The organism is Paenibacillus sp. CAU 1782 (genome assembly GCF_054551715.1).
This window is the reverse complement of sequence record NZ_JBTOLL010000001.1, coordinates 1,571,813-1,592,065: the sequence shown is the minus strand read 5'-3', so window position 1 is coordinate 1,592,065 and position 20,253 is coordinate 1,571,813. Positions and strand designations below refer to the sequence as shown.

At 51.9% G+C, this 20,253-nt stretch carries 17 protein-coding genes; 8 read left to right on the top strand and 9 right to left on the bottom strand.

Features of this window, described 5'->3' with window-relative positions; all coding sequences use genetic code 11:
- Positions 1-35 precede the first annotated feature (35 nt).
- A complete protein-coding gene (locus ACX93W_RS07685) occupies positions 36-1,031 on the top strand; it encodes a VanW family protein (RefSeq protein ID WP_459391705.1) in 996 nt (331 codons plus the stop codon).
- Positions 1,032-1,272: 241 nt separating this feature from the next.
- Here the strand turns inward: ACX93W_RS07685 and ACX93W_RS07680 are convergent, their stop codons facing one another.
- Complete coding sequence (locus ACX93W_RS07680) at positions 1,273-2,136, bottom strand: helix-turn-helix domain-containing protein (protein ID WP_459391704.1); 864 nt, start codon at positions 2,134-2,136, stop codon at positions 1,273-1,275.
- Between the two features lie 112 nt (positions 2,137-2,248).
- Here ACX93W_RS07680 and ACX93W_RS07675 point away from each other — a divergent pair, with 112 nt between their 5' ends.
- Positions 2,249-5,296 (top strand): glycoside hydrolase family 2 TIM barrel-domain containing protein, encoded by a 3,048-nt coding sequence (locus tag ACX93W_RS07675; RefSeq protein WP_459391703.1) that lies wholly within the window; start codon positions 2,249-2,251, stop codon positions 5,294-5,296.
- Between the two features lie 1,684 nt (positions 5,297-6,980).
- Here ACX93W_RS07675 and ACX93W_RS07670 read toward each other — a convergent pair.
- Complete coding sequence (locus ACX93W_RS07670; RefSeq protein WP_459391702.1) at positions 6,981-8,045, bottom strand: FAD:protein FMN transferase; 1,065 nt, start codon at positions 8,043-8,045, stop codon at positions 6,981-6,983.
- A 175-nt stretch (positions 8,046-8,220) separates the two neighbouring features.
- Here ACX93W_RS07670 and ACX93W_RS07665 point away from each other — a divergent pair, with 175 nt between their 5' ends.
- The 5 genes from ACX93W_RS07665 to ACX93W_RS07645 are packed head-to-tail and all read left to right on the top strand — an operon-like array spanning position 8,221 to position 11,746.
- Positions 8,221-8,622, top strand: a complete 402-nt coding sequence (locus tag ACX93W_RS07665; protein ID WP_459391701.1) for a NusG domain II-containing protein — start codon at positions 8,221-8,223, stop codon at positions 8,620-8,622.
- Positions 8,597-9,187: a Gx transporter family protein gene (locus ACX93W_RS07660; RefSeq protein ID WP_459391700.1), complete on the top strand. Its 591-nt coding sequence runs from the start codon at positions 8,597-8,599 to the stop codon at positions 9,185-9,187. The genes ACX93W_RS07665 and ACX93W_RS07660 overlap by 26 nt, the downstream gene beginning before the upstream one ends.
- Positions 9,184-10,089: an ATP-binding cassette domain-containing protein gene (locus ACX93W_RS07655; RefSeq protein WP_459391699.1), complete on the top strand. Its 906-nt coding sequence runs from the start codon at positions 9,184-9,186 to the stop codon at positions 10,087-10,089. Before ACX93W_RS07660 ends, ACX93W_RS07655 begins: the two co-directional genes overlap by 4 nt.
- Positions 10,011-10,940, top strand: a complete 930-nt coding sequence (locus ACX93W_RS07650) for an ATP-binding cassette domain-containing protein (protein WP_459391698.1) — start codon at positions 10,011-10,013, stop codon at positions 10,938-10,940. Before ACX93W_RS07655 ends, ACX93W_RS07650 begins: the two co-directional genes overlap by 79 nt.
- Positions 10,941-10,954: 14 nt before the next feature.
- Positions 10,955-11,746, top strand: coding sequence for an energy-coupling factor transporter transmembrane component T family protein (locus tag ACX93W_RS07645; RefSeq protein WP_459391697.1), 792 nt, complete (start codon positions 10,955-10,957; stop codon positions 11,744-11,746).
- Between the two features lie 79 nt (positions 11,747-11,825).
- Here the strand turns inward: ACX93W_RS07645 and ACX93W_RS07640 are convergent, their stop codons facing one another.
- The 7 genes from ACX93W_RS07640 to ACX93W_RS07610 form a co-directional block, all read right to left on the bottom strand.
- Complete coding sequence (locus ACX93W_RS07640; protein ID WP_459391696.1) at positions 11,826-12,491, bottom strand: hypothetical protein; 666 nt, start codon at positions 12,489-12,491, stop codon at positions 11,826-11,828.
- A gap of 162 nt (positions 12,492-12,653) precedes the next feature.
- Positions 12,654-13,646 carry a polyprenyl synthetase family protein gene (locus ACX93W_RS07635; protein ID WP_459391695.1) on the bottom strand — a complete coding sequence of 331 codons (993 nt, stop codon included), beginning with the start codon at positions 13,644-13,646 and terminating at the stop codon, positions 12,654-12,656.
- 13 nt (positions 13,647-13,659) lie between these two features.
- Positions 13,660-14,106 carry a hypothetical protein gene (locus ACX93W_RS07630; protein WP_459391694.1) on the bottom strand — a complete coding sequence of 149 codons (447 nt, stop codon included), beginning with the start codon at positions 14,104-14,106 and terminating at the stop codon, positions 13,660-13,662.
- Between the two features lie 136 nt (positions 14,107-14,242).
- Positions 14,243-16,099 carry an FAD-dependent oxidoreductase gene (locus tag ACX93W_RS07625; RefSeq protein ID WP_459391693.1) on the bottom strand — a complete coding sequence of 619 codons (1,857 nt, stop codon included), beginning with the start codon at positions 16,097-16,099 and terminating at the stop codon, positions 14,243-14,245.
- Positions 16,100-16,258: 159 nt separating this feature from the next.
- Positions 16,259-17,173, bottom strand: coding sequence for an FMN-binding protein (locus tag ACX93W_RS07620; protein WP_459391692.1), 915 nt, complete (start codon positions 17,171-17,173; stop codon positions 16,259-16,261).
- Between the two features lie 103 nt (positions 17,174-17,276).
- Complete coding sequence (locus ACX93W_RS07615; protein WP_459391691.1) at positions 17,277-18,209, bottom strand: dihydroorotate dehydrogenase; 933 nt, start codon at positions 18,207-18,209, stop codon at positions 17,277-17,279.
- On the bottom strand, positions 18,190-18,900 hold the full coding sequence (locus tag ACX93W_RS07610) for a dihydroorotate dehydrogenase electron transfer subunit (RefSeq protein WP_459391690.1): 711 nt from the start codon (positions 18,898-18,900) through the stop codon (positions 18,190-18,192). Before ACX93W_RS07610 ends, ACX93W_RS07615 begins: the two co-directional genes overlap by 20 nt.
- Positions 18,901-19,267: 367 nt before the next feature.
- On the opposite strand from ACX93W_RS07610, the gene ACX93W_RS07605 reads away from it, so the two are divergent.
- Complete coding sequence (locus tag ACX93W_RS07605) at positions 19,268-20,107, top strand: formate/nitrite transporter family protein (RefSeq protein ID WP_459391689.1); 840 nt, start codon at positions 19,268-19,270, stop codon at positions 20,105-20,107.
- Positions 20,108-20,253 lie beyond the last annotated feature (146 nt).

Below are 20,253 nucleotides of genomic sequence, written 5' to 3'. Positions count from 1 at the left end.
GTTGAAAGCTTGATGGAAAGCCGGAGGTAAACGAGATGGGATGGACTTGGATGCTGGCGGGAATTGTTGTTGTATTTCATTGCTTTTCAGGCTTGACGTTTCCTTCGCCGCAGCCGCCTGCGGTTGCGCTGACTCAGTCCGCGCAGCAAGAGTCGGGGCGGGTCGAGCTTCCGCCGCTTCAATTGTGGCATGAAGGCCGACCGATCACTTCGGCCCCGCGCCAGCAGCTTATGCTGCCGATGCCCGGGGCTGTGCCGCTTGTCAATCATGGAGCGGTCAAAAAGCTTGCCGGCCAATTGGAGCGCGAGGTCAGGCGCGAGCCGGTTAACGCGGTGTTAGACGGATACGGAGCCATCGTGCCGGAGAAACCCGGCGCAACGCTGGACCGGTTTGCTTTTGAAATCGCGCTGATGAGGTATCTCTATGAAGGCGGGCCAACCGTTCTGGAAATTCCGCTGCGGCCCATTTACCCTCGGGTGGATAGCGAAATTTTGTCCTCGATCAAAATGAATGCAATCGGACGTTATACAACCTACTATAATTCTCGCAACGCCAACCGCGCCGAAAATATTTATCTTGCGGCCAAAGCGCTCAATAATACGGTCTTGTTCCCGGGCGAGCGGTTCTCATTTAACGGGACAGTGGGCCAGCGAACAAAAGAAAAAGGATATCAGCGAGCGCCCGTCATTGTGCGGGGAGAGATGGACGAGGATATTGGCGGCGGCATTTGCCAGGTTTCTTCGACCTTGTATAATGCCGCAGACCGGGCGGGGTTGACGATAACGGAGCGTTATTCGCACAGCCGCAATGTTACCTATGTGCCGCCGGGACGCGATGCTACGGTTAGCTGGTATGGTCCCGATCTGGCCTTCCGCAATCCGTACAATCATCCTGTGCTGATCCGCGCTTACGCGGGCAACGGCCAAATGTCCGTTTCGATCTATTCCTCGGACATGCTGGAAACGCAAAATCGCCCCGTCCCTCAACCTGCCCCGGGATTGCCGGAGGAGGAGAAGCGCGAGGCGGACTAGAGCGTATCAAGAAGTATCTTAAAATCTGATCATTTCAGTGTGGTAGTCGCCACCTCGGTATGGAATAAGAGATGTCGTCGGTAAAGTCCAAACCAGCTAATGCTTGCCAACTCAAGTAGTTGGAGTGAAAGGTTTCATTTTCGCTCCAGCTTTTTTTGCGTGTTATAGAATTATGGCACCAAGCACCAGCTTCAATACTCTGATCTTAAAGACAACGCAGGTCCTTCTCCCTTCATAATAATTATTGCGGCGAAGGACGCGCCGATTTGGAATCCTCCGAGGGCAAGGAGGAATAAGCTCGCTTATACAGCCGCGTAAAATAGTCGGGCTCCATGCCAACATAAGCTGCAACCTGCTTTACTGTTAAATCGGGATATTCCAATAAGAGCATCTGAGCCGCATGCAGCCGCAACCGATGCAAATATTGCAGCGGCGTAGTGCCAAAGCTTTGGCGAAACAGCCGTGTGAGCTGTTTCTGGGAATATCCCACATGCTGGGCCAGCCGTTCGATCGTAAGCGGCCGGTTCAGGTGGTCATGCATAAATTGCACAGCAGCTTCCACGACGGTTTCGCGGAAGACGGTCGGAAGCAGTGGAGCGTGTTCGGGTGAGGTTGTTTTTTTAAGATTTTTTTGCAGATCGAGCAGCAGCGATAGCAGTTGCTCAGACGCTGACCACTCGTCCAGCTCTTCGCCAAAGGTTTCCCACAGGCCATAGATACGTTCCACCAAAGATTCGGTATTGGTAATTTGGAATAATCGGGGCATCTCGCGAAGGCCCCACTTGCCCATCATGCCGCCGAAGTTTTCCAGAAACGTGACATAGGCCACCTGCCATGGCTCATGGCCGGTCGGCGTATATTCATGCATGCAGCCCGCTGGAATGTACAGCAAGCTGCCTTCCTCAAGGATGTCCCATTTGTCCTTATCCTGAGCCAACTTCCGAAATTTTCCCGTGCCGGATACCGTCAAAAACAATTGATGGGCTGAAAAGCCTTTCATTCGCGTTAAGGGGGGCTGTATCTCAGTGCCGACGGTATAGACGGTAAAAGGGAAGATGTCCCTGAAGCTGCCGGACAAATTGCTTTTTAAACGCAAAAGTTTCATGAAGGATTGCTCCTTGTCCATTTTGTGCGGCTTAATGTCGCTTTTGTTTCTTCCTTCCGATCATAGCTCACCTCTATAATGAAATCAAATTCAGCTAAGGAGTGTTGGCAAAATGACGATCAGCCGTGAGTGGGAGCAGTTGGACTGTCTCCACATCAACCGCGAACCGGCGCGGGCATCCTTTATTCCCTATGACAGCAAAGCGGGAGCGAAGACCGGACGTCGCGGAAGCTCGCCCCATTATCAAACCTTGAATGGCGCATGGAAATTCCGTTATCACAAAAGCGTGCAGGAAGTGGACCCCGCTTTCCATAATGAAGATTCGGTTCGCCTCGGCGATTGGGACAGTCTTATTGTGCCTTCCTGTTGGCAAACCAACGGTTATGACGGGATGCAATATACCAATATCAATTATCCTATACCATACGATCCGCCGTTTGTGCCGGACCAAAACCCTGCCGGCGCATATGTGCGCGATTTTAACCTGTCTCCAAACTGGATGGGCAAAAAAACGTTTGTTGTATTCGAAGGCGTTAATGCCTGCTTCTATGTCTGGGTAAACGGCGCTTTTGTTGGTTATAGCCAAGGCAGCCGTATCCCGTCGGAATTTGATTTGTCGGCGCATGTCAAGGCCGGAAGCAACACTATCGCGGTGCTTGTGCTCAAGTGGTGCGACGGCACTTACCTGGAGGATCAGGATTTGTGGCGCTACTCCGGCATTTACCGCGATGTATATCTCGTATCGCGTGATTCGGCTCATATCCGTGATGTGTTCGCTAAACCGCTGCTTCAAGAGGACTTCTCCTCCGGCGAAGTGTCGGTAGAGCTGGAAACAACGGCAGCGCTGGACGTGGCCGCCGAGCTTCTGGACCCGCAAGGCGTGAAGGTAGGCGAAGCGTCAGGCAGCATCGACGGCAATGGCGTCCTTAGCTTGCAGGTTAACCGCCCGCAGCTGTGGAATGCAGAGCAGCCGCGCTTGTACGAGCTTTATTTGCAGGCGGGCGGCGAAGTGCTGAGATTCCGCATTGGTTTTAAATCCATTGTGATCAAGGACGGCGTTTTCCGTATTAACGGTCGCCCGGTTAAGCTGAAAGGCGTTAACCGCCACGATTCTCATCCCGTTTTGGGACAAAGTATTCCCGTAAATCACATGATCAAGGATTTAGATCTGATGAAGCAGCATAACGTCAACACGGTTCGCACCTCTCATTATCCTAACGATCCGCGCTTTCTGGATCTTTGCGACGAATACGGCTTCTATGTCATCGATGAAGCGGATCTGGAATGCCATGGCGTGAACAATACCGGCAAGCAAGGAGAAGTGGCTTTCCATAAGCTGGCTACCGATCCGGCATGGAAGGATTCCTTTGTTGATCGTGCCGTACGTATGGTGGAGCGGGATAAAAACCATGCCTCCGTCATCATCTGGTCGCTTGGCAACGAATCCGGCTATGGCGCCAACCATATGGCGATGGCGGAATGGACAAGAGCACGCGACAATTCAAGGCCGGTCCATTACGAGGGAGCTGCTCCGCATTATTTGGGCGATACCAATGTGGATTGTCTGGACCTTGAAAGCCGGATGTATGCCTCCACAAGCGACATAGCCCAATACGCTCAAAATGAAGAGAATACAAAACCGCTGTTCCTATGCGAATACAGCCACGCCATGGGCAATGGGCCAGGCGATCTTCAGGATTACTGGGACGTTATCTACGCTCATCCGAAGCTGATGGGGGGATGCGTCTGGGAGTGGAACGATCACGGCATCGCCGTCAAAACGCCATCCGGCGTTCCGTATTTTGCTTACGGCGGAGATTTTGGGGAAACGCCGCATGACGGCAACTTCTGCATCGACGGACTGGTGTCGCCGGACAGAAAGGCGCATATCGGCTTGCTGGAGCTGAAGCAGGTTATCGCTCCGGTATATGTGACGGCTGGAGATATCGGCGGCGGCATTTTTAAAGTAGAGAACCGGTATGACTTTATCGACCTGTCCCACCTGTCTCTGCGCTGGAAGCTGGAATCGGGCGGCGTGCTGGTGGACCAAGGAACGGCAGCGCCTCTAACAGCGGCGGCAGGGGAATCACAGCTAGTGCAAATTCCGTATACCGCTCAAGGCGTCGACAATGAAGTATTGACGGTATCGGTTTGGGAGCATGGAGAAACGCGCTGGGCTCCTGCGGGGCATGAAATTACGTTTGCGCAGTTCCAGGTTAATAAGGCTGCGTCCGCCAAAGGTTTGGCAGACAACGGACAAGCGGGTTCAGAGGCTGCCCTTCAACGCGCGGCATTTATAAGCGCCGGCGAAGCAGGCGGACTGCTTACGATTTCCGGCTTTGATTTCCGCCATGTCTTCGATTTGCGCAAGGGTACGCTGGCGGAGGCTAGCCGCCATGGCGTTCAAATGTTGAAGGAGCCGGCACGCTTTACCGTATGGCGCGCGCCTGCGGATAATGACAGGAATATCCGCCAGGATTGGGAGCGTGAAGGCTTTGACCGGGCGGTCATGAAGGTATACAGCTCGTCGTGGGAAACGTTGGAAAATGGTTCGATTGTTGCTTCTGCGGCGTTTTCGCTTGGCAGCCACACTCGAAGCCCGCTGCTGCGTGGTGAATCCAAATGGCACTTCCAGCCCGATGGTTCCATTACATTGGCGGTTAGCGCGGATGTCCGCGAAGATGTTCCATTCCTGCCGCGGTTTGGCGTAGAGCTGGTTATGCCGAAGGGGACGGAGGAAGTGGAATATTACGGCTACGGCCCTCATGAAAGCTATATCGATAAACGGGCAAGCGTGCGGAAAGGCAAATATCTGCTTAGCGTGGATGAAATGGCCCGCACTTACATCATGCCGCAGGAAACGGGCTCCAGATTCGGTACGGAGTGGGCAGCCGTAACGAGCGAGTTGGGCATGGGGCTGCGCTTTGATGCGCCGGCGCCGTTTTCCTTCCAGGCGCTGCATTATACGGCAGCCGATTTGACAGCGGCGACGCATACTCACAAGTTGGTTTCGCGCGAAGAAACCATCGTGACGGTGGATTACAAAATGAGCGGCGTAGGCTCCAATTCATGCGGCCCTCAACTGCTGGAGAAATACCGGCTGGACGAAAAGCAGTTTGCTTTTGAACTGACTCTGACGCCGATTTTCAAAGAAGACTAAACGGGACTACGTCCCAAGGAAAAAAGATGACTCCAAAACCACGATAAAAGTGGGGCTGGGGTCATCTTTTTGTTTGAGCGCCTGGGTAACCAGATTTTTAGTGCTGGGCTAACGGTCACTATGACCGTTAGAGCTACAAATGTTAGCGTTCGCATCGGCAAACGGTCGCATGACCGTCAGAGCTGCAAATGTTAGCATTTGCATTGGCTGACGGTCACTTATGACCGTCAGAGCTGCAAAGGTTAGCATTTGCAACGGCTAACGGTCACTTATGACCGTCAGAGCCGCAAATGTTAGCATTCGAATCGGCAAACGGTCGCATGACCGTCAGAGCTGCAAATGTCAGCATTCGCATTGGCTGACGGTCACTTATGACCGTCAGAGCTGCAAATGTTAGCATTCGCATTGGCTGACGGTCGCATGACCGTCCAAGCTGCAAATGTCAGCCTTGGCAACGGCTAACGGTCACTTATGACTAAGCTTGACCCACAATGCTTCCAGAGAAATGGAAATCCATATTAGCTCAATATGAGCACAGAAAAAGAGTGGAAAGTACGCTGATTTACCAATATATAGTAGATCCTAAGCTTATTTCGTAGAAGCTCAACTGTCTTTTTTGTGAAAGTGTAGCTTTCACGTTGGGGATGCGGAGGCAAGTCATGGTTTTTTTCAATAACCCAGTTTGTTTCCAACCCTTGAAAAAGGGTTTAGTTCCCATTTTAAGAATCTTATGGATAACGGTTGCCTCTAAAAAAGTCTATTAATTTCAAGAAAATCAGTTTCCAAAAAATTGGAACCGTTATGGGTCAAGCTTAGTCACTTATGACCGTCAGAGCTGCAAATGTCAGCCTTCGCATCGGCTAACGGTCACTTATGACCGTCAGAGCTCCATAAGTCAGCCTTCGCATCGGCTAACGGTCATCCATGTCTTTTAGACGCTCAAAAGTTATGTTTTTGGGGCGAAATCAAGCTTTTACGGTCATGAATGTCCATTAAAATGGTTTTTTTTGTGAAAAAAGGGCTCTAACGGTCATAGATGACCGTAGTTTTGCAGTCAGTTCTCGGCAGACCGCCCAAGCGTCACCGGCCAAGCGTCACCGGCCAAGCGTCACCGCCCAAGCGTCACCGCGAAGCGCCACCGCGAAGCGTCGCCGCGAAGCGTCGCCGCGAAGCGTCGCCGCGAAGCATCACCGCGAAGCGCCACCGCGAAGCGTCACCGCCCAAGCGTCACCGCCAAGCGCCACCGCGAAGCGTCACCGCGAAGCGCCACCGCGAAGCGTCACCGCGAAGCGCCACCGCGAAGCGTCACCGCGAAGCGTCGCCGCGAAGCGTCACCGCGAAGCGTCACCGCGAAGCGTCACCGCGAAGCGTCACCGCGAAGCGTCACCGCGAAGCGTCACCGCGAAGCATGACCGCGAAGCGTCATCGCGAAGCGCCACCGCGAAGCGTCACCGCGAAGCGCCACCGCGAAGCGTCACCGCGAAGCGCCACCGCGAAGCGCCACCGCGAAGCATCACCGCGAAGCGCCACCGCCCAAGCGTCACCGCGAAGCGTAACCGCCAAGCGTCGCCGCGAAGCGTCACCGCCCAAGCGCCGATCGTCTTTCGTACGGAGCAATTGCCCCGCCGACCGAAGCAGGCTGCTCTAGAAGCGTTTCTGCTCTATTGGAGCGCAGCCATCCTCTCTATTCAACCAGATGGAAGCTTTCGTTCGTGAGCTGGAATACGCCTTTTAGCCCGCTTGTCAGATAGACATCATGCTCCGTCGTCACAAAGATGGCTTCCGCATTTTCCTGTTCCTCAATAAATTTCATGCCGTTTTCGACACCGTAAGCAAAGGCGGCGGTAGACATGGCGTCCGCGTTCATGGACACATCGGTAACGACTGTAACGCTGAGCAGATCCTTGTCGACGGGATATCCTGTTGTTCCGTCCATAAGATGATGATACATTTTTCCGTTTTCCTCAAAATAGCGCTCATATACGCCGGAAGTAACAATCGTTTTGTCCTTGACGGGCAGCATGCCCAGATGGTTGCCGCGCGCTTCCTCCGGCGTCTGAATGCCAATTCGCCAATCCGATCCCCCGGGTTTGGCGCCCATGGCGAGCACATTGCCGCCAAGATCGATGATGGCGCTTTTGAACCCTTTTTCCTTCAAATAATCCGCCATGACGTCCGCGGCGTATCCCTTGGCAATAGCCCCCAAATCAATGATCATGCCCGGCTTTTCCAGCTTGATGGTGCTGTTCGCCTCGTCAAGAGTGATATCCCGGTAATTAACCAGAGCCTTGCGCTCCTGAATAGCCTCCTCCGAGGGGACCGCGGCGTGGTCGCTGCCTACGCCCCACAGATCGGTGATCGGGCCGATGGAAGGATCAAACATAGCGTCGCTGATGGAGGCGTAATAAAGCGCCCTTTTGACAACCGTCATCGTTTGCGGCGATACCTTTACGGCGGCGATGCCCGCATTTTTGTTCACTTGGCCGATTTCGCTGCTTTCTTGCTGCCGGTTCATCTGGCTGTCGATCTCCTGAAGCAGCTCCTTGACCTCTTGGAAATGCGACTCGGTCATCTTGTCATCATAAACACGCAATGTTACGATGGTATCAAAAATAAAGTACGTTTCAGCCTTAGGCGTTAATGTTTCCGTAGCAGATTGATTCTCCTTATTTCCTCCCGAGCAGCCGGCAACGGCGATCATAATCGCCATCATGACAATGAACAACGGCATTCCTTTCCTTTTGCCCATACCGAAATCCCTCTCTTGTCGTCCTGAAATGGTGTTGTCTTAACAGTATCAAATGACACAACATCCATATGTGACGAAAGTCATAGTACCTCCAAGGCGCTCAAATCATAATGAATTTATAGAGCAAAAATGTCCGCAGACGTACTTGCGAAATGAGATCAGAGGAGGCGGCGTAATGAAAAAGAAAAAGATTAGAGGCGGCGATTTGGTCATCTATACGGTGCTGCTTGCCGTTATGGCATGGTTTATCGTTCCCCTTCTATTTAATAGTAAGGAAGATACGGCTTCCGCCGCATCAACGGCTGAAATCACGGTCAATGGAGAGCACTACGAGACAGTAGAGTTGACGGAGGAAGCCCATGATATCGAAATCCGCACCAGCCGCGGCTACAATTTGCTGCGCGTGTCGGAACACGGAATCGAAATGCTGGAAGCGGATTGCCCCGACCAGCTTTGTCTCGGTTTTGGCCATATCGTTCATAGTGGGCAAAATATCGTTTGTTTGCCAAACCGTATTTTCGTTGAAATAACGGGTCCTGCGGGAAGCGGGGATGAAGTCGATGCTTTCGTATCCTAAGGAAGACGAGCTTCGCAGAACGGTCCTGATCGCGATTTTTGCATCCGTAGCGGTTGTGCTCGGCATTGTGGAATCGCTGATCCCGTTTGCCGTCGCCATACCGGGAGCCAAGCTGGGGCTGGGCAACATCATGGTGCTGACCTGTCTTTATGTGTTCAGCGCCAGGGACGCGCTCAGCCTTATTTTGCTCAAAACAGTGTTGACGTCGTTTATATTGGGCAGCTTTTCCACCTTTATGTTCAGTTTGCTGGGGGCATTGGGCAGCTTTGTCATCATGCTGATTATGCTAAGAGCGGGAAGAGGCGCGTTTAGTCTGATTGCCGTCAGCGTCGTAGGCGGCGTAGCCCATAATTTAGGACAGCTTGGCGCTGCCTCGTTGGTGCTAGGCACGACAAAAATTTTTTATTATTTGCCTTTCCTTCTGGTTTCCGGCGTTGTAACCGGCGTGTTTGTTGGCGTGGTCTGCGGCAAGCTCATTGATTCCTTAAGCCGGGTTCAATGGCTGCGGACGCTGAACGGAGGAAAAGGAGAGGCTCAGGCCGGAGCGGAGGGGAACGCGTCATGAACGAGCTGCAGGGGAAGCCGCCCGCCATTGCGTTAAGAAACGTTTCTTTTTGCCGGAGCGGTGAGGAAGCTCCCGTTCTGCAAGGAATCGACCTTACGATTCCTGCGGGTCAATGGGTTGCGATCGCCGGAACCAACGGCTGCGGCAAATCGACGCTGCTTCGTCTCGTAAACGGGTTACTGAAGCCAACGTCAGGCGAAATCGCCATCCACGGCCATGCGCTTGCGTCGGAACGGTCATGGAAAATCCGTATGGACATCGGAACGGTATTTGCAAACCCGGACAACCAGTTTGTTGGCGCAACCGTCCGCGACGATATCGCTTTTGGTCTTGAAAACCGCCAATTGGCCAGAGACGAGATGCAGCATCGGGTTGAGCATTACGCCGACATGCTGCACGTAACGCCGCTATTGGACCGACATCCCGCCATGTTATCGGGCGGGCAGAAGCAGCGCGTTGCGCTTGCATCCGTGCTGGCGATGGAGCCTAGCATCATATTGTTCGATGAAGCGGCTTCCATGCTGGATGAAGGCTCCAAAAACGAGCTGCTTGCGCTAATGAGAGATATGCACAAGAGCAAGCGTTATACGATGGTGTGCGTCAGCCACGATACCGACGAGCTGCTGGCTGCGGAGCGGCTGATTGCTCTCGGCGGCGGAGCTATTATCGGTGATGGCAGGCCGCATGAGCTTTTCCGCAATGCCGAGCTGTTGCAGTCCTGCCGCCTGGGAACGCCTTATCTCCTGCAGTTAACCCGGGAGCTCAAAGCGCTTGGCATTCCGATCGGGGAATGTCTGACAGAGAGGGAGGTGCTGGAACAATTATGGACATTAGGCTGGAAAACGTCTCCTACCGATATCCCGATGCCGGCAGCGAGCCGGCCGCAGGCCTTGAGCAATTAAATCTGACGGTGAAAAAAGGCAGCTTTACGGTTGTGCTGGGGGCGCCTGGTTCCGGCAAGTCTACGCTCCTGCAGCATTTGAACGGTCTGCTCCTGCCGATGGAGGGCAAGGTAACCAGCGGGGACATCACTTTAAGCGCGGAGGCCGGCGCTACATCGGGGGGAAACAAGCCTCGCAAGCGCACCCGGGCGGAAAAGAAGGAACTGGAGGTTTCACTGCTAAAGCTGCGCAGAAGCACCGGACTTGTATTTCAGTTTCCGGAGAAACAGCTATTTGAAGAGACGGTTCTTCAGGATATTACCTTTGGCCCGCTTAATTTCGGATATAGCCCGCAGGATGCGGAAGAAGCGGCCAGAAATGCAGCAGGGGAAGTTGAGCTGGATGCCGGGCTTCTGGACAAAAGCCCGTTTCAGCTTAGCGGAGGGCAAATGAGAAAAGCGGCAATTGCGTCTGTGCTGGCATCGGGCCCGCAAGTGATTGCATTGGATGAACCAACGGCATCGCTGGATCAGCAAAGCCGCGAAGAGCTGCTGGTTTTGCTCAAGGCGTTGTGCCGTGACGAAGGGAAAACGATCTTGATCGTGACGCATCGGCTGGAGGAAGTATTGCCATATGGCGATGATTTTGTCGTCATCAGCAAAGGCCGCCGTGTTTTTCAAGGCCCGGCGGGAGAATTGCTGGAACGCCGCGATATGCTGGAGGAAGCGGGGATAGCGGTGCCGCAATATCTTTCCCTGCTGGAGGAATTGTCGCAGGGCATGGGGGTGCCTCTTCCGAAGAATATGCTGACACCCAAGGGGGCGGCTCGCTGGATTGCGGATGCGCTCTCCGGCCAAAAGCAGGCCCCTTAGAGAGGATGATAGGTATGCGTTCCAAAATCGTGTTCGGCAAATATATAGAAGGCGACTCCTGGGTACACAGACTGGACCCGCGCGCCAAAACAGCATCCATGCTTTTGTTTATGGCTGCGGTATTCGTAACGGATTCCTATGCTTCCATAGCGGCGCTTCTGGCATTTGCCGCAGCCGTCATTTTGAGCACCCGCATACCGCTGGCCATGTTCGCAAAAGCGGTAAAGCCGTTAACGTTTATCATCCTGTTTATATTTCTGTTTCATGTCTTGTTCGAAACAAGCGGCCAAAGCTTTATTGATCTGGGGCCGTTTACCCTGTACGCGGGAGGATTGGAGAGAGGTATCGTATCCGCGTCCCGCATGATCCTGTTTATTGCGTTTGCGGCGATTTTGACCTTTACAACAAGGCCGGAATCACTGGTTCAAGGTCTTGGCAGCTTGCTGGGGCCGCTGCGGTTTATCGGGCTGTCTCCGGGCAAAATAGCGCTGATGATCGGCATTGCGCTGCGCTTTATCCCGACCGTATTTGAGGAAGCGGAGCGGATCTGGAAAGCCCAGCTGGCGCGAGGCCTCAACCTGGCGGAAAAACCGCTGATGAAGCGAGCGCTTCTGCTGCTGTCCCTGCTGGTGCCTGTATTGGCCGGTTCGTTTCGGCGGGCGGTCGACTTGGCCGATTCCATGGAGACTCGAGGTTATCGGCTGGGCGCGGCGCGAACCTCTTACCGGGCGCTGAATTGGTCCTCCAGGGACACGTTGTTTCTGATATCCTTTGCCCTTCCCGTCACGGCAGGCATTTTGTTATAGAGCGTCATGGTGAATTATCAATAAAAGCAAACTCCGAGAATGCTGATTATCAACATTCTTAGCGTTTGCTTTTTTTAGTTCACGGTCTGTATAGTTCCATATCAAGCTCAGTTAGCCGTTTAAATGAAATCGTCAAATCCTTTTGCAATTGTAGCCGAGTCAAAATTGCCTCGTTTGATAATGGCGAAAAATCTTCAGTAATGAATTTTTCATAAATCGCTGTGTTTAATTGAATGATCTCAAGTGCAAGTTTTAAACGTGTTTCTAAATCATTGGTTACGACTACTTCAGAATTAGTGTTGCTTTGCAAAAGCAATTCTTCAAACAAAGCAATACTGGAATTTAAGTAAACAAAACCAGGAACATAATTAAGTGTAATAGGTTCATCCGGTTTCAGAGAGATCGCTTTTATTCCTTCAGGAGAGTTATACGCTTGTACATAACTTGCATATTGAATTTGATTTTCGTTTAACTCCTTATAACTCATGTATAAATCCAACAGTTCTTCTCTGCCCATCTTCTTATTATCAATAGAGCTCTCTACTGCTAACAAAATTGATTTTGAAGTGGAAAGAATGGCATTTTCGTAATCCGAAAGCACCTGATTATATTGCTGCTGTGAAAAGCTTTCTAATTTTCCGTTACTTGAATTGTACAAATATAGGTTTGTAGCTACAGAGGCTGCGAGACCTATTGCTAACAAGAGGATAAGAGCTTTTTGGTGCTTTGGAGCCGTTTTTCCCATAAGATAAGCTTCTCCTTAGCGTGGTAATTGAAATTAGGCTATAAAGTCTTCCCATTATATAAAAAATTTTAAATAAAATCAAAAAAGCCCCTCCTGCCACGATGTAAATCGACGGTGCTTCAGAGATTGTCGATTCCATGTGGGGAGGAGCTTTTTGTATGGTCACCGTGCAAAATAGTTCATTAGCGGTATCAAATGAACGCCCGCAGGGTGGGATGCAAGACGATCGGCTGCTTCGCCGGCTTTGTTCGTATAGTCCTGCGCCAGCTTCAGAGAGCGCTGGATGGCACCGCTGGACGCAATGCGGGCAATCGTCTTGTCAAAATCCTCTTTGGGGCTTTCGTTGTTCAAAGCCACAATCTCCCGGCGCAATTCGCGGTCCTCCATTGCGTAGAGCACCGGCAGCGTAATGTTGCCGTTTCGCAGATCGGCGCCTGCCGGTTTGCCGATTGTTTCTTTTTTCTCCGCAAAGTCCAGAACGTCGTCCTTGATCTGAAACGCCATGCCAAGCGCTTCGCCAAATTGAAACAGCAGCTCGGAATGTGCGCTGTCGGCATTTGCGGCATCAGCGCCTGCTTTAAGACAATGGGCCATCAATAGAGCGGTTTTATTTCTGGTTTTGGCCAAATAGTCGTCAATCGAAAGGTCAAAATTAAAACGATCCCTGAGCTGGCTGTATTCGCCAAGGCAAAGCTCGGTAATGACGGAGGCGAGGGAGGAGATGCGTTCAAGCTCCTGCTCTGACGGCTCCTGATCGGATTCCGGCGTTTCGGTTGCCCATTCAACCGCGCGAGCCATCATGTAGTTGGCGATCAAAACGGCCCTTGGGACGCCTGTCAAGGTGTGGAGCGTAGGTTCGCCGCGGCGCAGTGGTGATTGATCGATAATGTCGTCGTGAATGAGCGACGCCGTATGAATGTATTCAAGCACGGCTGCGGCTTTCAGAACGTAGGGATAACGCTCCGGCTGGCCAAACCTGCCGCCAATAATCGCCATGACGGGCCGCAGCCTCTTGCCTCCGGCCCGTACGAGAGAAAGACCATGCTCCCGGACCGGAGACGCAGAAAAGGAGAGCGAGGTATCGCTCTCCAATACATTGCACAGCGTACGGTCAATCTCATCCAAGTCGATTCCAAGTTGATCGTACAGCTTCATATGACCGTCCTCCTTATGCACATTGCTTATTGAGATAGACACGAAGCATCTCGTTAAGCTCAGCCATCAGTTGACGGGGGTGCTGACCTTCCAGCAGCGCAAGCTGCAGCTTCTTGTAGAAGGGGGTCAGATGCTGCATGAGCATCAGTTCCTTACGGCCCGATGCCAAGCGATACAGCATGCCGTACAAATAGTCGCCTTCAAGTATGCTTCGTGTTAAAGCTTCGTTGTCAAGCAGCGTTAAATCCCGATGCTTTCTGACAGCGTGCCTGATCAGCATGTAGCAGCCAAGAACGGTCACTTTACGGGAAGCGGCAAGACGATACGATTCCACCAGGGCGACGGCTTCTTGCACCAGTTCGTCCATGGTGCCGTCTTCCAGTGCGATTGCCGTTCCTCTGTCGATGTGCTCGCGCAGCATGGCAATCGTATCATTCAGAAGCGTTATCTTGGCTGTCATCTTTACCACTCCCCATTATCTCGTAATCTCGGTTGAAAATCTACAAAAAGATGATTCAAAAAGTCCGCTACTGCATTTCTGCCTTCATCCCATTTTCTCGGCACTGAAAACCGAACTTTTTGAACATGGTTGCTAGTTAGTCCGTATACAGGTACCAGCGTTTGACTAGCGGAAGCTTCTTCCAAATCTTTTTGAGTCTTGGATATACATAGTAATCCAGTCCAAGCGTGCTGCCCGATCCGCCGATCAATGCTACACCGCCGGCCATGTACCAGATCATGTCGCTTGGCGCCATGCCGGATACCCAAACCATGATAGCCATTGCTACGGAAACGACCGCCGCAGGAGCCGTGAACAGGCCAAGGATGAGCAATACGCCTACAATCAGCTCGGCGCCAACCATGCCGCCTTGGAAAACGTACGCCAGCCAGGTATATCCGCCGTCGCTATTGTAGAACATGAGGTCCATGGACCAGTCAACCATCGATTTCATAAAGTCAGGCACAGGCAGGGCAGTTACTGCGCTTGCCGCATAGTCCGAAGCTGCCGTTACCGCATCCGCTGCTCCTTCTGTCGCTACCGATGCGCCGGATACGCCATCTGCCGCTTTTGCGGGAATCAGGAAAATATGGTCCGGGTTGTCGATGATTTTATGGATTTTGTCCCAGCCTTGCTTGAACCATAGCCAGCCTGCCATTACGCGAAGCGGGAACAGCCAGAAGTTTGGCGAACGTTTTGCAAAATGACCGCCGACAAGGCTGCGATTGTTTCTGACATGGAAGATCTCGTGAAGTAAATAATGATACACTTTGTTGAAGCCGCAAACCTGGAACAGGTAAACCATGTTGATCAGATGTTTGACCGCCATAGCGAAAATTCCGCTCATTTGGAACATCTTGCCTGGCATGCCGACGTTAGCTACGCCATAGCGGCTGCCGATACAAACCATGGTGCCATGGAAGGTAGGCTTATACGATTTTTTCTCTGTTTTACGGATGTCCGCCACAATGTTGTGAGCGATAACCGGCGCTGCCAGCTCCGCATTTTCAACCATTTGAGGCACGGGAGCGGTTGCGCCCTCCGGAATGAAGAAGATGTTGTCGCCAACGACATAAACTTCCTCGTGCGTCGGAACCTGCAGCTTGTCGTTAGTCAGGATGCGCTTGCGTCCCTTTTGCTCAACATCCACGTTGCCTGCAAGGTCGGAGCCTTCGACGCCTGCGGTCCAGATCACGGTTTTGGAGGCAATTTCTTTGCCGTTTAATACAACGCCGCTTTCTTTTACCTCCGTGATTTTGGAACCGGTAATAATGTTTACGTTCATCTTGCGAAGACGTTTCTCCGCCTTGCGAATTAGTTTCTCAGGAAGAATAGGGAGGATCTTGTCAACCATATCGGCTACGTGAAGGGAAACTTCGGAACGGTCGATATAGTGCTCCTTAGCCAATTCCTCGGTATATTCGGCCAGCTCGCCAATCATTTCGACGCCTGTAAAACCGCCGCCTACAACTACGAAAGTCAGCAACTCCTTGCGGATAGCGGCATCGCGCTCCTTGGCTGCCTTGCGGAACATTTCTTGCGTATGGTTTTTGAGACGGACGGCGTCATCGTAGGACCAGAGCGTAAAGGCATGCTCGTCAGCGCCCGGAATGCCGAAGAAGGTTGGTTTGCTGCCCGTTCCGATAACCAGGTAGTCGTATTCGTAAGCTTTGTCGCCTTGCAGTTTGCGAGCGTTAAAGTCAATGTTGGTGATGTCATCGATTACGACATCAACGTTTTTGAAGCCGGAGAAAACCTTTTTGAGATCGATCTTGATGGAATCTTCTTCTACGCGGTTGGCTGCCACTTCATGCAGCTCGGTCAATAGAGTATGATAGGGCTTGCGGTCGATCAGCGTAATTCTGTAATCGGTTTGTTTTTTAAGCTTGTTGCCCAGCTTTTTGGCCGTCAATACTCCGCCGTAGCCGCCCCCAAGTACGATGATGCGTTTCATGTTCATGTCCCCTTTAGGGTGTTATTCCCACTTATTTTTAGTATTGCATGCCTGGCGGAAAGGGCATCCTGTTACTTATTAAAAGTGTGCCGCTTCAGCGAGTCTGCCCGAAAGCGGGAAGACTCGCTGAAAGCATGATGGCACTCGCCCAATCCGTTATTATTTCGCGCCTTCAAGCGCTTGAGCAGCCAGTTGCGCAAAAGGAGCTACTTTGATGGTTACGCCGGAGATGGCGTCGGTTGTTTGTTTTTCTTGATCGTAAACGATTGCTGCCGGATCGTTTTTCTCAATCAGGAATTGCTCGGCGCGTGCGGATTGAACATGCCATTCGTCGATTGCTCCGCCTTTTTCCTTCATGCCGTATTCGCCGTTTTTGGAAACGGTAACCTTGTCGTCGCCGCCGTCTTTGTGCGTAGCATTCCATTGAGCCGCGATGATTTTGCCGTTTGTTACGGTGATGGTTACGTTGTATTTGTAACCGGTTTTGGCATCAAAGTCTGCTTCCTCTGCTTTATAAGTGCCGTCTTTGTAAGGGCCAGCTTCAACCGGACCTGCGTCAAGCGCTTTTTTGACCAGTTCCACGAAGCCTCCTACGCCGATGGACACGCTGCTTACCGCATCGGTTTTGCCTTCGTCGTTCAGGGTAACTTCATCGAGAGATTGCTTGTCGACCAGGTATTTCTCCATGTCGGCCGCTTGCACGTGCCATTCGGCCGTTGCGCCGCCATTTGCGACCATGCCGTATTTGCCTGCTTCAGACACGGCTTTTTTGTCCAGTCCGCCGTCTTTGTTCAAGCCGTTCCAGTTAACGTTTACGATTTTTCCGCCTTCAACCTTGAGGGAAACGATTTCTTTCCAGCCGGATTTTTCGTTCATTTCGCCTTCGGCATAATAAACGCCGTCTGCATAACCGTCTTGTGTTCCTTCAGAAACCTCCGGGGCTTGAGCAGCCGTTTCTGTTTGTGCCGGAGCCGATACGCTCGGAGAAGGAGTGGCGTTATTGCCGCCGCCGCAACCCGCAAGCAGACCCATAAGCAGGGTAAGAGTGGATAAAATCATGGCCGTTTTCTTCATTACAAATTCCTCCTGGGTTTACTAATTTGTGAATCCTATCACTTACTAATCCTGAGTTAATAATAACGTATTGGAAAACAGTTGTACGTGACATTTATCACACCTAAATGGCTCCACGAATTTCTTCCAGAGACTCAATACGTTCTTCCTTCATTAATTCCGCAACTTCCTCTGCCAACGACGCTCCAGCGTGCGGATTCATGAAATTGGCGGTGCCGATCTGAACAGCGGAAGCGCCCACCATTATAAATTCAAGCACGTCCCGAGCCGTTACGATGCCGCCCATGCCAATAACGGGGAGCGAGGTGCTTCGGCATACCTGATGAACCATCCGAAGCGCAATCGGTTTGATTGCAGGACCGGATAATCCGGCATACGTCTGTTGAAAGGAGCTTCGCCTCGACTTAAGATCGACGGACATCGCCAGAAAGGTATTCACCAATGATACGGCGTCCGCGCCTTCCTCTTCGCACATGGCCGCCATGCCGGTCAAATCGGATGCATTGGGCGAAAGCTTGATCATTAGGGGCAGGTCGGTGATCCGCCTGACGATACGTACGGCTTCCCGCGCTTTCTCCGTATGCAGTCCAAATTGCATGCCGCCTTGCTTCACATTGGGACAGGAAATATTGAGTTCTACCATATCGATGCCGCGTTTCCCTTCGGCGGCTCGCGTTACGGCGGAGTTTTGCAGCATGGATGCTCCTTTTTCGTATTCGTCCAGGGAACCTCCGCCAAGATTGACGATAATCGCTGTATCGTGTTGGCACATCTGATCCAGCTCGTGCTGAAGAAAATGGGAAAGTCCCGGATTTTCAAGGCCGATACTGTTCATAAGGCCAGATGCCGTCTCGATCAGGCGAGTGCCGCGGTTTCCGGAACGCGGTTCCACGGTCAAGCCTTTGGTGGAAATGCCGCCAAGCGAGCTGAGCGGATAAAGCTTGGCATAAGGCGCGCCAAACGCAAACGTGCCGGAAGCCATTACGATGGGATTTCTTAAACTCAGCTTTCCTACATTACAGCAAAGCGAGGTCATGAAAATTCACCTCCTCCGCCAGGAATACGGGACCGTCCACGCAAGCTTTTTTGATCCCGCTTGCGGTTTCTACCGCGCAGCCGTTGCATGCCCCGATGCCGCATGCCATTCTTTTTTCGACGGAAACATAGAGAGAGGCGCCGCTTCCGGCACAGCGTCGTGCAAGTTCCTCCATCATCGGCACGGGTCCGCAGGTCATGATCGTATCGTATTGGCGCGGATCCAGAGAGTCCAGTATGGTTCCTCGGTTGACGACGGTCAGCCCGCCTCTCCTGCGAAGGCTGCGAAAGGAGGACTCCGTGAAGGCTTCTCCGGAATAGCCAAGGTAAACGTCCGCTTCCGGCATTTGTTTGGCTGTCAGCAGGAGCGGCGCAATGCCCATGCCGCCGCCAACAAGAGCCGTTCGTCCTTGTGGCGGCGGAAATCCGTTGCCGTAGGGACCCTCCAGCGTCAGGCTATTCCCGGGCAGCAGCTTCGACAATAACTCTGTGCCTCCGCCATGAATCCGGTAAAGAAAGGTTATGCTGTCTTCATTTCGGTCATGAATGCTGATTGGCCGCGAGAGCAGAGGGAAGCTGTCCCAGCAGCGAAGCATGTAGAACTGTCCGGCTTCGCCGCCATGGCGGCCCTCCAGAGTCATTCTATAGATTCCTTCTATTATTTGCTCGTTACCCGTAACGACAGCCTGCATAGTTTCACTTCCCTTGATTGTAGATTCCCATGTACATTAGCATAGGGTTGCAAAAATGCCTGTGAGAATTATCATTTTTTCGGTCATTTATTAGCTGATACACTGTAAATGCGAGTTCAAAAAGTCTGGTTTTCAGCACCGAGAAGATGGGACGAAGCAAGAAACTGAGTAGCGGAGCTTAGTGTGAGCTAAGTGAGCAATTCAAATGTTTCTGAAGGAAACATACTTCGGAAGCATACGCTTAGTTTCGGCTGAGTCCCATATTCGATGCTGATCATGCCGCTAGGCATGCTTCGTGATCAAAAGCGGCCTTTTTGAACAACCTCTGTTGATTGAAGCGAAGACGAGGGGAAAGGTGACATCAAAAATGGGATTTTTAAAACCGGAGGAAACCGCTCAGGCCGCCCTCCAGGCCGGGTACAAGAAAGCCAATATGGGATTGTCTGAACAAATACCGCTTGGATTTGCGGCAGGCGCATTTGTTTCGCTGGGTTATTTGCTGGCGCTGCGTTCCACGGCGGCGCTGCCGGCAGGATGGGAAGGTCTGTCCTCGCTAATTTCGGGAGCTGTTTTTCCAATCGGGCTTATTCTGGTCATGATTGCGGGCGGCGAATTATTGACGGGCAATATGATGAGTTTGTCGATGGCCGTATTTCACAAAAAGGCGTCGGTTCTTCAACTGGCCAAAAACTGGACGATCATTACGCTGTGCAATTTTGCCGGAGCGATCTTCGTTGCCTACATGTTCTCTCACGTGCTTGGCATGCTGGAGAGCGGACCTTACCTGGATAAAATGATTGCAACAGCGGAACACAAAATGGAAGATACCTTTCTTCATGCCTTTATTTCCGGGATTGGCTGCAACTGGCTTGTATCTCTTGGGGTATGGCTGGCATATGGAGCAAAAGACGGAGCGGGCAAGGTGCTGGGCGTTTGGTTTCCGACCATGACGTTTGTGGCGCTGGGCTTTCAGCATATTGTGGCGAACATGTTTGTTATACCGGCCGCTATTTTTGCGGGATATGCAACATGGGCCGGCTACTTCACCAACTTTGTTCCCGTGTTTTTGGGCAATGCGGTTGGGGGCGGCATTTTTGTGGCGGGTCTCTATTATACGGCCTTCAGAAAGCGTCAGGAGAAAAGCGCCAAAGCTGAAGCCTCTGCGGGCATTCATTCCGGCGAATTGAAACGCGACGCCATTTTGTAAAAGGTTGTTCAATTTTCAGATGAAAATGTTCCAGAAAAAGTGAAATATCCACATTATTTCATGAAAATTTGTGAATATTATCACATAGTTTTATCTCGATTTTGCATATGATAGGTATGTAATCTTTATACGAAAAAAAGGGAGAG